This window comes from Chryseotalea sp. (assembly GCF_057350905.1).
Genome location: NZ_JBMRCF010000016.1, coordinates 14,916 through 28,733 on the forward strand (window position 1 = coordinate 14,916; position 13,818 = coordinate 28,733).

Sequence of the window (13,818 nt, forward strand, 5' to 3'; positions counted from 1 at the left end):
TTATAAAAGGTGCGAAATAAACGGAAAAAAAGGATAGGAGGTTTCGCCTCAGGTTACTTTTTATTAGTTTTGTAGTATTAATGTCTATAAAAGTGCTTTAACGATTTTTTCGGCTGACCACCGATTAATTGTTGCTGCGATCGAGCCCTATGAGAGTTGCTGTCGTCTTAAATACCTCCTGGAATATTTACAATTTCAGGCTGAATTTTATCAAATCTTTGCTGGCAGAAGGGCATGAGGTTCATACCATTGCACCTGTTGATGACTATACGCATTTCCTCACAGAAATTGGCAGTATTCACCACAATGTAAAAATGGATAGTCGAGGTGCGAATCCCATTAAAGACCTGGGGCTGCTCATCGAATTATGGTCAATTTATCGTAAGCTGAAGCCAGAGGTAATACTTCATTTTACTATAAAACCAAATGTATATGGCACACTTGCTGCGGCCATGCTGGGTATACCCTCTGTAAACAATGTGTGTGGTTTAGGCACGGTTTTCTTAAAAGACAACCTGGTTTCCAAGATTGCTATTTGGCTTTATAAATTGAGTTTCCGTTATCCTTCAAAAATATTCTTTCAAAATCCTGACGACCTCAAGCTGTTCGTGTCCAGAAAACTTGTTACAGAAGACAGAGCCGACATTGTTCCCGGATCAGGCATTAACCTTCAACATTTCACACCTGCTAATTTTCAGCGCAACGAAACCTTTACCTTTCTAATGATCTCAAGATTAATTACGGATAAAGGTGTGTTGGAATATGTAGATGCGATCAAACGCTTCAAGCAACAGGGTGTCAAGGCAAAATTCCAGGTGCTGGGCGCCATTGACCCCGAGCATAAGCGCGGTATCAAAGCGGAAACAATAGCTAAATGGATAGAGGAGGGCACTTTTGAATACCTGGGAACAACCAACGATGTTCGGCAATTCATTCATGACGCTGATTGTGTGGTTTTGCCTTCTTACAGGGAAGGAACACCAAGAACCCTGCTGGAGGCGGCCAGCTCTGCCAAACCCATTATAGCTACGAACGTTCCGGGCTGCAACCATGTAGTAGAGAATGACATTAATGGGTTACTCTGCAAGATTAAAGATGAAAAAGACCTGGCCGATAAGATGATACAGATGCAGGCCATGGACGATTTGAGGCTTAAAACATTTGGGCAGAATGGCCGTAATAAAATGGAGCTTCAGTTTGATGAAAAATTAGTGATCAACAAGTATCTTGCTGAGCTGAAAAACATACAAGTTGTATCCTAACGTTTCCTTCATTGAAACCGGCTTTGCCGGTCTTATCCAGATCATTCCAAAGCTTTTTCCTGACGAAAGAGGGCATTTCCTCGAAACGTACCGTGAAGAATGGTTAAATAGTTTTGCACCAGACCTACAATTTGTTCAGGAGAATCAGTCATTTTCCCAAAAAGGCGTTATCAGAGGCCTGCATTTCCAACTTCCACCCTATGCTCAGGCTAAATTAGTCAGGGTAATTTCAGGTAAGGTGCTTGATGTAGTTGTTGATTTGAGAAGAGAATCGGCCACATTTGCCAAGACCTATTCCGTTGTGCTGGATGCTGAAAAACAGAACCAGTTGTTTGTTCCTGAGGGCTTTGCACATGGCTTAGCAGCCTTAGAAGACAGTATTTTTTTCTATAAATGCAGTAAGATATATAATAAGGCTTCAGAGCAGGGTATACATTGGAATGACCCCGATCTACACATAGACTGGCCATTTGATGCACCCATTATCTCCGAAAAAGACAAGCAACTCCCACCGTTACAAGAGTTAATCAGAAATTCAGTAATTTAACTGCTAAATCGAAGTGCCTTTGAAACCGTTTTATTGCATAGTGCTAGTCTCGTTATTATTTGCTTCTTGTGGCTCCTACAAGCAGAGCATTATGTTTAAAACATCCGAATCCTCGGCAATTAAACAAGCCGCAGATAATCTAAATCAGGCGTATGTGCTTACTAATTTTGATAAGATTTCAATTAAAGTCTTTACCAAAAATGGCGAACGTATTATCGACCCTGATGATCTGTTAATGCGTCAGGGTGTATCCAATGCCGTGCAAGCACAAAGTCTTGTAAAGAATCAGGATTTCGAATTAGATCAGCTTGGTGTTGCCAAGCTACCCATGTTGAATGAGGTAAAACTAGCAGGTTTAACCCTTCGCGAAACTGAATTGTTGCTACAGAAAGAATTTGCTAAGTATTACGAAAACGCATTTGTAACTGTTGAATGTGTGTCACACCGTGTCGTGGTGTTGGGTTCAACGGGAGGGCAGGTGGTGCCCCTTACTTTTAACAATACCTCAGTGCTGGAAGTATTAGCCTTAAGTAAGGCTTTTACTATCGATTCGAAAGCGCAAAATATCAGGTTGGTAAGAGGCGATGATGTATTCTTGCTCGATTTTAGTACGGTTGAAAGTTATCGTAAAAGTAATATGACTGTTTTGCCAGGAGATATTGTGTATGTTGAACCTGTGCGCAGGCCATTTGTGGAAGGTTTACGAGACTACGGGCAGCTTATATCAATCACTACCTCTATTGTTGCCATATTAATAGTTTCATTGCAAACTAATAATAATCCGTAGTTAAGGCTGGTTGTATGGACAAAGGATTTACAAACGAAACGGAAACAATTGATTTCTCTAAACTCAAGGCTATTCTGCTCAAGAATACGCTCTGGGTGCTCCTGCTTTTTTTATTGTGTAATCTATCGGCCTATCTCTATATACGGTATACTAAAAATGTTTACGAAGCTGATGCAGAAATAAAGCTTGAAGTAAACAATGAAGCCAATGAATTTGGTATTACCAAAATCATAGAGGATCAAAACCTGAATCTGATTTCGGGAGAAATTGAACTCATACAATCAAATTTGTTTTTAAGCCGGGTAATTGACTCCCTTAAACTGGATGTTTCCTATTACAGCGTAGGTGAGTTTCTGGATTATGAGTTGTATAAAAATGCACCCTTCAAAGTGATCCCAATCGCTGTAGATAAATCATATTATAACGAGAATCAAACCATCGATAAAAAATCCGAAACACAATTTGAAATCACACTGAGTGACGGTAAAAAAGTAAATGGTGAGTTTGGAAAACTTACACAGGCACCTGGCTTTAAGGTGATGGTAGAACATGCCAGCGGATACGAATTCGAAGCTAAGAACACCTACTCTTTTACACTGAACAATGCACAAGCCCTGCGATCGTACTTTACAGAGCGGCTCATGGTTACGCCAAAAAACTATAATGCAAATACCATTCGCATTTCTTTTAAAGAGTTTAGCCCTGAAAAAGCGATGGACATTGTTAATAAAATTGTAACCATTTACCTGGGTTTTAGCAACGAACAAAAAAACTTTGCCAACAAGCATAAGATTGATTGGGTAAACAACGAGCTTGAACAGATTGAGGTAAAAATGGCTCAATACGAAGATTACTTTAAAGACTTCACGCTTAAAAACAAAACACAGGACCTTACTGCTGATATTGGCAGAACTGTTGAACAAATTAATACGCTCGATACCTCAAGTTTTATAATTAACAATCGCTTACGACTGATACGTAAATTGAAGGAAGATTTGAAAGAGGGTCAGACCGAGCGTTATGTAAGTCTTACAGATAAGGAAATATTACCTCAGGAGGTGGTTGCAGATGTTCTGGCCTACCAAAAAAAGAGAGAGGCACTGAACGAATTAAAACTTTCTTATAAGGAATCAACCTTTGCATACCAGGAACTAAAGCGCGATATAGAGTTTGCTGAAAAAGCACTGGTTATTCAGTTAACCGAGTTAGAGAAAATTGTACGTGATCAGGCAAAAAGAGCAGACACAAGGCGCAGAGTATTAGAGAGAGAATTTGCCGCCATGCCGGATAAAGCCACTGAGTACAGTAAGAATCAACGCTACTATAAACTTTATGAAGAGTTTTATTTCACCCTTATGCAATCGCGCTCTGAATTTGAAATTGCTCAGGCGGGTACCATTCCTGATTTTAAAATTCTATCAGCAGCAACCTTGCCGGTCACGCCTATTTCGCCAAACAGGTTTTTGATCACAGTAGGCGGATTTACGACAAGTCTTGTCGTTATATTTTTCTTTGTTGGCTTATTATACCTGATTGATGATAAGATCACCAGTGTACATGAGCTGGAGCGAATTGCCAAAGTTCCTATTCTGGGTATTATTCCGGCCTTCAGAAATTCAAGAAAGGATAATCTGCCCGTTCAGAATCAGCCACACTCTATGGTGTCTGAATCCATTCGTACACTGAGAACCAACCTGGATTTCTTCAACGTGAATGGTGTGCAGAAAGTAATATCTATTTCTTCTACCGTATCAGGCGAAGGTAAATCTTTTGTCGCGCGTAACCTGGGGGCTGTTATTGCTATGTCCAACAAAAAGGTAGTGCTTGTCGATTTGGATATGCGCAAACCAAAAGATGACCAGCCACCACCCTTTAATAATAAAGCACTGGGTGTTAGTGGCGTATTGATTAGTAAAAACACATGGCAAGAATGTGTGCAGGCTACCTCCGTTGCTAACTTTGATGTTATACCGGCTGGCCCTCATCCGCCAAATCCTTCTGAGTTATTAGTTAATGGTGCATTTGAAAAACTGATTCAGGAATTAAAACAAGCGTACGACTATGTAATTATAGACACACCACCGGTTGGTATAGTTACAGATGGTATTATGGCCATGAAGCGTTCGGACGTTTGCGTGTATTTATTCCGTGCCAATTATTCCAAGAAAGAGTTTCTCCACAATTTAAAAAGGATTAACTCCTTGCATAACTTCTCAAACGTAACAGCTATCCTCAATGCACTGCCGGCCACTGCACAAACGTATGGCTATGGCTATTATCACGAAGAGAAGAAGTCTAAATATTTTGAATCCATTTTTTTTAACAGATAGTGTTTCATTGGTTTAAAAAGAAAGAAGAGCCCGTTTGGATGCCAGCGTTTACTACAGACGTGCATTCACATCTTTTACCTGGAATTGACGATGGCGTAAAATCACTGGAAGAAGCAGAGCAGGTAATTCTTAAACTTAAGGCACTCGGTTTTACAAGACTCATCACCAGCCCGCATGTACACGAATTGTACAGAAACAGTACAGAGACAATTCAACAAAAATTGGCTCTGCTTAAAGATTACCTGAAAGAAAAAAATATTGAGGTGACCCTGTCTGCCATTGCTGAGTATAATTTAGATGAGTGGTTGATGCAGCAAGTAGAAGCAAAAGCTAAGCTGCTTACCTTTTCCCAGAATCATCTGCTTTTTGAAACAAACTTCTTCTCAGAGCCACTCATACTGAATGATTTCATTTTTAAGATTACAACCTTAGGTTACAAACCTGTAATGGCACACCCGGAGCGCTACATGTACCTACTGAATAATAAAAACAGGATCGAAGATTTATTATCACGTGGGGTGCTTATGCAGCTTAATACGATGTCTCTGGCAGGATTATACGGCCCTGAAGTTGAAAAACTGGCGCGCTTTTTAATTGATCAAAAATTTGTAAACCTGTTGGGAAGCGATTGTCATAACCTGCAGCATGCAGAAATTTTGAAACGCGCACAAAAAACTAAATACTATAACAAAGCATTGGCGCTACCACTTTTAAATTATTCTTTATAATGATTGTAGTTACAGGTGCTAATGGTTTACTGGGAAGTTACGTGGTGAGAAGACTCATAGAAGCCAACATGCCTTTTATGGCCATGCGCAGAAAGCACAGTGATGTAACATCCCTTTCAGATGTCAATGATTCAATTCAATGGGTAGAAGGCGATGTAACAGATCCAGACGCACTTATTGAAATATTTTCTAAAGCGACAGGCGTTATCCATGCTGCTGCTATAGTTTCTTATCACAAACAAGACGAAGAGATTATTAAATTAATCAACGTAGAGGGTACACGCAATGTGGTAAACGCCTGTCTGGCAGCAGGTATTAAGCGACTGCTGCATGTGAGTTCTGTGGCCGCCATAGGAAAAGAAAAAGGACAAGAATTTATTGATGAAACCAGCAAGTGGATTGAGGGTGCGATTGTAAGCAACTATGCGGCTTCAAAATACCAGGCCGAACTTGAGGTGTGGCGCGGACAAGAAGAAGGTCTCAATACCATCATTGTTAACCCATCAGTAATATTGGCGCCCACCGATTGGGACAAGAGCAGTGCACAACTTTTTAAATATGCATGGCAGCAGCGGCCGTTTTATACTGCAGGGTCCTTTAGTGCAGTAGATGTGCGCGATGTAGCCACTGCCATTGTAAAACTGTATGATTCACCAATTACAGCAGAAAGATTTATTCTGACAGGAGAATCAATTTCTTACCTCGATTTCTTCACAAAGGCAGCAGCGCACTTTGGGAAAAAAGCCCCTTCAATACGGGTAAATCGCAGTCTGATTCAGATTGCCGCCAGATTTGAGGCTTTTCGCGCTTTTTTAACAGGATCGAGGCCATTAATCACCAAAGAAACTGCCCAATTGGCGGGAAAAAACTTTACCTATAGCAATGCCAAGGTAAAGAAAGCCTTAGCACTTGAATTTCAATCGATTGAAAGTACTATTTCATGGTGTTGCGGGGAGTATAGGCAAAAAATAAGTCTTAAAAAGTAGGATTTGCTATTTAGTTTTGCCCCTGTATTTATTAACTTTTGCAAACCGATTGCACATGGCAAAAGAGTATCGTAAGCGGGAAGAGGAAAATGAGCTGATAAAGACTTTTGAGGAGAACCTGCGAAAAAAGAAACAAGGATTTTTCGATCTGGAAGCTTTTCAGGAAATCATAGACTATTACCTATTCAGAGGAAAAAATAATAAGGCATTACATGCCGCCAATCTTGGAATTAATCAATACCCTTTCTCAGCCGAGCTTAAGGTGGTGAAGGCACAAATTCTTTCTAATTTAGGTGAGCATGAAGAAGCTTTAGACATACTCAGTGATGTAGAGAGCCTGCAACCCAATGACCCTGAAGTACTATTAACTAAAGGCTCCATCTTTTCACTACAGAACAAACATGCAGATGCCATTGAGTGCTATGAAAGAGCACTCAATCTGGCGGAGGACAAAGACGAAGTTTATTATAATATCGGACTGGCCTACCAGCAGATGGAGCAATACCAGCTTGCGATAGATGCTTATAAAGAAGCAATAGAGTTAAACCTTAATCATGAAGGCGCACTTTATGAATTGGCTTTCTGCCTCGATGTAACGGATCAGCTGGAGAGCAGTGTAGAATATTATCAAAAGTTTATTGACGAAGATCCCTACTCGGCAGCCGCCTGGTACAATTTGGGTATTGTCTATAATAAACTTGAAAAATTCAGTGAAGCTTTAGTTGCTTACGATTACGCGCTTACCATTGATGAAACGTTTGCTTCGGCCTATTTCAATGTGGGCAACACCTACATGAATTTGGGTGAGTATACGAAAGCACTTGATTCATTTAAAAAGACTATTGAACTAGAAGGCCCTAGTGCAGAAGTATATTGCTGCATTGGTGCAGCTTATGAAAGTTTAGAACAATTTGAATTAGGCCTTAAATATTATCAGAAGTCAACCAAGATTGACAGCTTATATGATGAAGCCTGGTTTGGTTGTGGTGCTTGTCTTGAAAAGATGGAGAAGTGGAGTGAAGCTAACCATCATTACACAAAAGCACTGAAGTTGCATACCGAAAATTCAGAATACTGGAAAGCGGTAGCGCACTCCGATTTCAAAATCGGACACATTCCACGCAGCTTAGAATCATATGAAGAAGCGGCCAAACTTGATCCAACAGACAAAGAAATCTGGCTCAATTGGTCTTTTATTCATTATGATCAAGGTGAATTTGAGCGTGCGATTGGTATTTTAGCTGAGGGTTTTGCTGAAATTCCCGATGATTCGGAAATGTTTTACAGAATGACAGTCTACTTAATTGCAGGTGGCAAATTTAAGGAGGCCTTTAACTATTTAGAAAATGCATTAATTTTGGACTTCGATGGTCATACAATCCTCTTTGAGTTCTTTCCGCAATTGGAAACACAGAAAGCGCTCTATAAGATCATCGAACAATTTAGAAAAGAAAACAGCTAATGAACTACGAACTAAAAAACCTGCCTGAGCGCACCCGTAAGCCCAGGCAATTCGGTTTTACTATGGCCATGGATAAAGGTCTTAGCGTGCGGGAAGCAGAAGACTTTGTCGCTACCTGTGCCGATCATGTTGACATTGTAAAACTGGGCTGGGCAACTTCCTTTGTTACCCCCAACCTGAAGGAAAAACTAAAAGTATTTAAAGATGCAGGCCTGCCTACTTATTTTGGCGGAACACTCTTCGAAGCTTTTATTATCCGAGACCAATTTGATGACTACCGCAGGGTATTGGATAAATTCGATATGCAGTTTGCTGAAGTATCAGATGGTTCAATAGATTTAGATCACGATAAAAAGTGTGATTACATTGCTAAGCTCTCTGAACAAGTAACCGTACTGTCAGAAGTGGGGTCTAAGGATGCAGATAAAATTATTCCACCATATCAGTGGATTGAATTGATGCAAAAAGAATTAGATGCCGGTGCCTGGAAAGTAATTGGTGAAGCCCGTGAAGGTGGTAACGTTGGTTTATTCCGTTCCACTGGTGAGGTGCGTTCAGGATTGGTACAAGAAATTCTGACTAAAATTCCATTCGAAAAAATTATCTGGGAAGCACCTCAAAAAGCACAGCAAGTTTGGTTTATAAAACTGTTGGGAGCCAACGTAAACCTGGGTAATATCGCACCAAATGAAGTGATTCCATTGGAAACAATTCGCCTGGGTTTAAGAGGAGATACCTTCTTGCATTTCCTGGGTATTGAACGAAAGAAAACAAACACGACACCACCTTTCGAGGTTGAGTAATTATTACTTTGAAAAATCCTGTTGATTATATTCTTCTTTACCTGAAAGGTATTGCCATGGGCGCTGCCGATGTGATACCAGGTGTTTCAGGTGGAACCGTTGCATTTATTAGTGGTATTTATGATGAGTTGTTAGGCTCAATAAAAGCCATAGATGGTGAAGCTATAAAATTGCTTTTTCGCTTTCGAATAGCTGACTTTTGGAAAAAGATCAATGGTAATTTTTTAATTACACTCTTTGCCGGAATACTAACGAGCTTGCTTTCATTGGCCAAACTAATGACGCATTTATTACAAACTCAACCCATACTGATTTGGTCTTTCTTTTTTGGTTTGATCCTCGTTTCTGCTCCATTAGTATTACGTGAAATAAAACAATGGAGTGTTGGGCCAGTCGCCAGTTTTGTGTTGGGTGTTATTGTGGCATATTACATTACCATTGTAACGCCAACGGAAAGCCCGACAAATCTTTTCTTTATCTTCTTCAGTGGGGCACTTGCAATCTGCGCCATGATTTTACCGGGTATATCGGGTGCATTCATACTCTTACTCATAGGGAAGTATCAGTACATGATCACTGCGCTGATTGAATTTAATATCCCTATTGTACTGGTTTTCGCGTCAGGTTGCCTTATTGGTATTATTTCCTTTTCCCGCCTGCTTTCCTGGGTCTTAAATAATTACCATAGTATTGCAGTGGCTGTGCTGGCTGGTTTTATGATTGGTTCGCTTAACAAAGTTTGGCCCTGGAGAGAAATAAAAGAGTATGCAACGAATAGTAAGGGTGAGCAAATTTCAGTTTTTGATCAGAGTATTTTACCGGGGCAGTATTTTGAAGTAACCGGTAAGGATCCATTACTTTTGCAGGCCATATTGATGATGGCATTGGGTGTATTTATTGTGATTTTGATTGAGCGCATTGCTACGCGGCTAAAACTAAAACATTAACATGGAAAAAATATTTGGTTTAATAGGTTCAACAGTTAGTCACTCGTTCTCTAAAGCATATTTCGATGAGAAATTTTTCAGAGATGGTTTAAGAGATCATCATTACGAATTATTTCCACTGAGTTCCATCAACGAACTCACGGATTTAGTAGAAAAGAACAAAGGATTGAGTGGTTTAAATGTAACACTTCCCTACAAAGAAAAAGTAATTGCTTTACTGGATGAAGTTGATGCAGCAGCTAAAGAAATTGGTGCAGTGAATGTTATAAAAATTCAGGAAGGAAAACTTAAAGGATACAATACTGATGCAGCGGCATTTTATGAAACCTTAGAACGCTGGTTGCCAAAAGGTACTACTTTTAAAGCACTGGTGTTAGGCTCTGGCGGTTCTTCAAAAGCAGTACGTCAGGCACTGAAAAAACTTAAGATTGAACATCAGATTGTTTCTCGTGAAGCTGGCAAAGGTCAGCTTACCTATGAAGCATTAAATGCAGACAATAAACAGATATTGGGAGAATGTAATCTGGTGATTAACACAACACCACTCGGTATGCACCCCAATACCGAAACAATGGCGCCTATCAGCATGGAAAATATAGGAAAGAACCATTTTGTTTACGATCTGATCTACAATCCGGCCCGCACCGTATTCTTACAAAAAGCTGAAATGCATGGTGCCACCATTAAGAATGGCCTCGAAATGCTTCATGTACAGGCAGAGAAGTCCTGGGAAATCTGGAATTCCTAACAGGTTTCAAAAAATACAATCCAAAATTCAAAATTATGCTGTAATAATTTTGAATTTTGGATTTTGCACCTTCCATTTACATAATGGATTTTAAACTTACCAGCGAGTATAAACCAACAGGTGACCAGCCAAAGGCTATTGACCAATTAGTGGCCGGTGTTGAACGCGGTGAAGCGCACCAGACGTTGTTGGGTGTAACCGGATCGGGAAAGACTTTTACCATAGCCAATGTGATTGCGCAAACCAATAGACCCACGTTGGTATTGAGCCATAACAAAACCCTGGCGGCACAATTGTATGGTGAGTTCAAACAATTCTTCCCTGAAAATGCAGTTGAGTATTTTATTTCCTACTACGACTACTATCAGCCAGAAGCTTTCATCCCCACTTCTGGATTATACATAGAAAAAGATTTATCCATCAATGAAGAAATTGAGAAGCTGCGCCTGAGTGCAACTTCCTCTTTACTTACAGGCAGAAGAGATGTTATTGTAATAGCTTCTGTTTCGTGTATTTATGGTATTGGTAATCCCGATGAGTTTGGTAAAAATGTAATCAGACTTAAAGCAGGTGAAACCATTGCGCGTAACCGCCTGCTCTTTGCTTTAGTCGATATTTTATACAATAGAACAGAAGCTGAATTTAAACGTGGCACCTTTCGTGTTAAAGGCGATACTGTGGATGTATTTCTCGCCTACGCTGATTATGCACTGCGTATTTATTTCTGGGGTGATGAAATTGAATCCATACAAAGAATAGATCCCGTTAGTGGCAAGAAAATATCTGACGAGAATGTTGTTACTATTTTCCCTGCCAATCTTTTCGTAACCGGAAAAGATTCGCTGCACCAGGCGATAAAAGAAATACAAGACGACATGGTGTTGCAGGTTAAAATGTTTGAAAGTGAAAAAAGACATTTGGAAGCCAAACGCCTGAAAGAACGTACAGAGTTTGATATTGAGATGATGCGCGAACTGGGTTACTGCTCAGGCATAGAAAATTATTCACGCTACTTCGACAGACGTAAAGTAGGTCAGCGACCTTTCTGCTTGCTGGATTATTTTCCCGATGATTATTTAATGGTGATTGACGAGAGTCATGTAACGGTGCCACAGATACGAGCTATGTGGGGTGGAGACAGATCCAGAAAAGTAAATTTGGTTGATTATGGATTCCGTTTGCCTTCAGCGTTGGACAACAGACCACTTACCTTCAATGAATTTGAAGAAATGCACCGACAGGTTGTGTATGTAAGTGCAACACCTGCTGAATATGAATTGAGGAAATCAGAAGGTGTTGTAGTTGAGCAATTGATCAGACCCACAGGCTTATTAGATCCTATCATTGATGTGCGACCCAGCAAAAATCAGATTGATGATTTGCTTGAAGAAATTGATGAGCGCATCAAGAAAAAAGAACGCGTACTGATTACTACCCTGACCAAGCGTATGGCAGAAGAGCTGACCAAATATTTAGATAGGGTAGGGGTGAAGTGTCGTTACATACACTCAGAAGTAAGTACGTTGGATCGTGTTGAGATTTTACGCGAGTTGCGTTTAGGTGTATTCGATGTGTTGGTTGGTGTAAACTTGCTTCGCGAAGGTCTGGATTTGCCAGAAGTTTCTTTAGTTGCCATTATGGATGCTGACAAAGAAGGTTTCTTGCGTAACCAACGTTCATTGGTACAGACCATTGGTCGTGCGGCACGTAATGAAAATGGACGCGTAATCATGTATGCAGATAAGATTACCGAGTCGATGGAGCAAGCCATTGATGAAACAAACAGGCGTAGAAAAATTCAGCTTGATTATAATGCGGAACACGGCATTACGCCTAAAACAATTATCAGAAGTAAAGATTCAATTCTGGGACAAACCAAAGTTGCAGACTCTAAACGCAGCACTAAAAACTACTATGTTGAAAACGAGGAGATAACATTGGCTGCTGATCCTGTTGTAGCTTATTTGAGTAAGGATGAGTTACAAAAAATGGCAGATCGCACGCGTAAGGCAATGGAGAAAGCTGCCAAAGACCTCGAGTTTATTGAAGCAGCAAAACTGCGTGATGAATACCTGGCCATTCAAAAATTAATTGAAGAGAAAAAATAATCTACAGTGAACGGTTTAAGAAAAACGCTTTCTGCTTTCTACACGATATGGGTCTTTGTTATTTTCACAGTATCCATGATCATTTTTCTGCCCGGCATTGTTCTGCCTTTTCTTTTTGGTGAACGCAGTGGTTGGCTTGGCTATAAGTTTTTATGGATATGGGCTTCTGTATTTGATAAACTTACAGGTATTCGCTACAAGCTGATAGGTAGAGAATTTATTGAAAAGAATAAGTCTTACATTTTTGTGAGTAATCACACTTCTTTTTTAGATGCGCCCGGTGTGCGCTTAATGATACCCGGTGAGTTTAAACCCTTGGCAAAAAAAGAGTTGGGGAAGATTCCAATCCTGGGCTTGATCGTGCGATCAGCATGCATAATAGTGGACAGGGGTGACCATAACAGCAGAAAGAAAAGTTTAAACAAATTGGTAGAAGTAATTAAGCGTGGTATATCTCCGCTGATCTTTGCTGAGGGCACCCAAAACAGAACCAAAGATTTATTGCAACCTTTTAAAGACGGTGCTTTTAGAATTGCGATTGACACGCAAACGGACATTCTACCAATGGTGGTCATTGGGGCATCTAAATTAATGTACCCTGGAGAAATTATGATTTCATCGCCTGGTGTAATTAAAGTTGTGGCAGGTAAGCCAATAGCCGTAAAAGATTTTGGAAACGACTTGGCTGCTTTGAAGCAACATACTTTTGAAGTGATGACCAACATGATGTTAAACAAATCATGAAAAGTTTTTTACTGGTTTTTTTGGGTGGAGGATTGGGCAGTGCCTTGCGTTACCTGGTTGGTCGGATAGTAAATCCTTATGCACTTGCATTTCCCTACGCAACACTGATAGCGAATGTATTGGCTTGCTTTGTATTGGGGGTTATTGTTGGTATGGCTGACAGCAAACAGCTAATTGGAAGCAATAGCCGTTTGTTTTGGGCTGTCGGGTTTTGTGGTGGCTTTAGTACCTTTTCAACCTTTAGTCATGAAACGTTGAATTTGTTTAATGCACCTCATCAGTTGATGTCTGTTTTGTATGTCGTACTCAGCGTTACACTTTGTCTGGCTGCAGTATTTACCGGACAATGGTTAATCAAATCTTGAT

General features: G+C 40.2%; 13 protein-coding genes. All 13 read left to right on the forward strand.

Annotation, left to right across the window (positions count from 1 at the left end; genetic code table 11):
• Positions 1–149 precede the first annotated feature (149 nt).
• The 13 genes from ACO1XM_RS17560 to crcB all read left to right on the forward strand — a co-directional run bounded on the left by ACO1XM_RS17560 (position 150) and on the right by crcB (position 13,817).
• Positions 150–1,262, forward strand: a complete 1,113-nt coding sequence (locus tag ACO1XM_RS17560) for a glycosyltransferase family 4 protein (protein ID WP_486231398.1) — start codon at positions 150–152, stop codon at positions 1,260–1,262.
• On the forward strand, positions 1,252–1,809 hold the full coding sequence (gene rfbC / locus ACO1XM_RS17565) for a dTDP-4-dehydrorhamnose 3,5-epimerase (protein ID WP_486231400.1): 558 nt from the start codon (positions 1,252–1,254) through the stop codon (positions 1,807–1,809). The genes ACO1XM_RS17560 and rfbC overlap by 11 nt, the downstream gene beginning before the upstream one ends.
• Positions 1,810–1,900: 91 nt before the next feature.
• Positions 1,901–2,596, forward strand: coding sequence for a polysaccharide biosynthesis/export family protein (locus tag ACO1XM_RS17570; RefSeq protein ID WP_486231402.1), 696 nt, complete (start codon positions 1,901–1,903; stop codon positions 2,594–2,596).
• A gap of 14 nt (positions 2,597–2,610) precedes the next feature.
• On the forward strand, positions 2,611–4,926 hold the full coding sequence (locus ACO1XM_RS17575) for a polysaccharide biosynthesis tyrosine autokinase (protein WP_486231404.1): 2,316 nt from the start codon (positions 2,611–2,613) through the stop codon (positions 4,924–4,926).
• Entirely contained in the window at positions 4,926–5,654 is a 729-nt protein-coding gene (locus tag ACO1XM_RS17580) for a tyrosine-protein phosphatase (RefSeq protein WP_486231406.1), read from the forward strand. Before ACO1XM_RS17575 ends, ACO1XM_RS17580 begins: the two co-directional genes overlap by 1 nt.
• Complete coding sequence (locus ACO1XM_RS17585) at positions 5,654–6,640, forward strand: NAD-dependent epimerase/dehydratase family protein (protein WP_486231408.1); 987 nt, start codon at positions 5,654–5,656, stop codon at positions 6,638–6,640. Before ACO1XM_RS17580 ends, ACO1XM_RS17585 begins: the two co-directional genes overlap by 1 nt.
• A 55-nt stretch (positions 6,641–6,695) precedes the next feature.
• Positions 6,696–8,102 carry a tetratricopeptide repeat protein gene (locus ACO1XM_RS17590; RefSeq protein WP_486231410.1) on the forward strand — a complete coding sequence of 469 codons (1,407 nt, stop codon included), beginning with the start codon at positions 6,696–6,698 and terminating at the stop codon, positions 8,100–8,102.
• On the forward strand, positions 8,102–8,905 hold the full coding sequence (locus tag ACO1XM_RS17595) for a phosphosulfolactate synthase (protein ID WP_127122649.1): 804 nt from the start codon (positions 8,102–8,104) through the stop codon (positions 8,903–8,905). The genes ACO1XM_RS17590 and ACO1XM_RS17595 overlap by 1 nt, the downstream gene beginning before the upstream one ends.
• An 8-nt stretch (positions 8,906–8,913) precedes the next feature.
• Positions 8,914–9,852 carry a polyprenyl-phosphate transporter gene (locus ACO1XM_RS17600; protein ID WP_486231412.1) on the forward strand — a complete coding sequence of 313 codons (939 nt, stop codon included), beginning with the start codon at positions 8,914–8,916 and terminating at the stop codon, positions 9,850–9,852.
• Between the two features lies 1 nt (position 9,853).
• Positions 9,854–10,600, forward strand: a complete 747-nt coding sequence (locus tag ACO1XM_RS17605) for a shikimate dehydrogenase family protein (RefSeq protein ID WP_486231414.1) — start codon at positions 9,854–9,856, stop codon at positions 10,598–10,600.
• 83 nt (positions 10,601–10,683) lie between these two features.
• Positions 10,684–12,708 (forward strand): excinuclease ABC subunit UvrB, encoded by a 2,025-nt coding sequence (gene uvrB, locus ACO1XM_RS17610; RefSeq protein ID WP_486231416.1) that lies wholly within the window; start codon positions 10,684–10,686, stop codon positions 12,706–12,708.
• 6 nt (positions 12,709–12,714) lie between these two features.
• A complete protein-coding gene (locus ACO1XM_RS17615) occupies positions 12,715–13,452 on the forward strand; it encodes a lysophospholipid acyltransferase family protein (RefSeq protein ID WP_486231417.1) in 738 nt (245 codons plus the stop codon).
• Positions 13,449–13,817: a fluoride efflux transporter CrcB gene (crcB, locus tag ACO1XM_RS17620; protein WP_486231419.1), complete on the forward strand. Its 369-nt coding sequence runs from the start codon at positions 13,449–13,451 to the stop codon at positions 13,815–13,817. The genes ACO1XM_RS17615 and crcB overlap by 4 nt, the downstream gene beginning before the upstream one ends.
• The last annotated feature ends 1 nt before the right edge of the window (position 13,818 follow it).

Coding starts and splice junctions, on each gene's coding strand:
- ACO1XM_RS17605 (WP_486231414.1), top strand. CDS start 9,854: ATGGAAAAAATATTTGGTTTAATAGGTTCAACAGTTAGTCACTCGTTC.
- crcB (WP_486231419.1), top strand. CDS start 13,449: ATGAAAAGTTTTTTACTGGTTTTTTTGGGTGGAGGATTGGGCAGTGCC.
- ACO1XM_RS17560 (WP_486231398.1), top strand. CDS start 150: ATGAGAGTTGCTGTCGTCTTAAATACCTCCTGGAATATTTACAATTTC.
- ACO1XM_RS17570 (WP_486231402.1), top strand. CDS start 1,901: ATGTTTAAAACATCCGAATCCTCGGCAATTAAACAAGCCGCAGATAAT.
- ACO1XM_RS17575 (WP_486231404.1), top strand. CDS start 2,611: ATGGACAAAGGATTTACAAACGAAACGGAAACAATTGATTTCTCTAAA.
- ACO1XM_RS17595 (WP_127122649.1), top strand. CDS start 8,102: ATGAACTACGAACTAAAAAACCTGCCTGAGCGCACCCGTAAGCCCAGG.
- ACO1XM_RS17585 (WP_486231408.1), top strand. CDS start 5,654: ATGATTGTAGTTACAGGTGCTAATGGTTTACTGGGAAGTTACGTGGTG.
- uvrB (WP_486231416.1), top strand. CDS start 10,684: ATGGATTTTAAACTTACCAGCGAGTATAAACCAACAGGTGACCAGCCA.
- ACO1XM_RS17590 (WP_486231410.1), top strand. CDS start 6,696: ATGGCAAAAGAGTATCGTAAGCGGGAAGAGGAAAATGAGCTGATAAAG.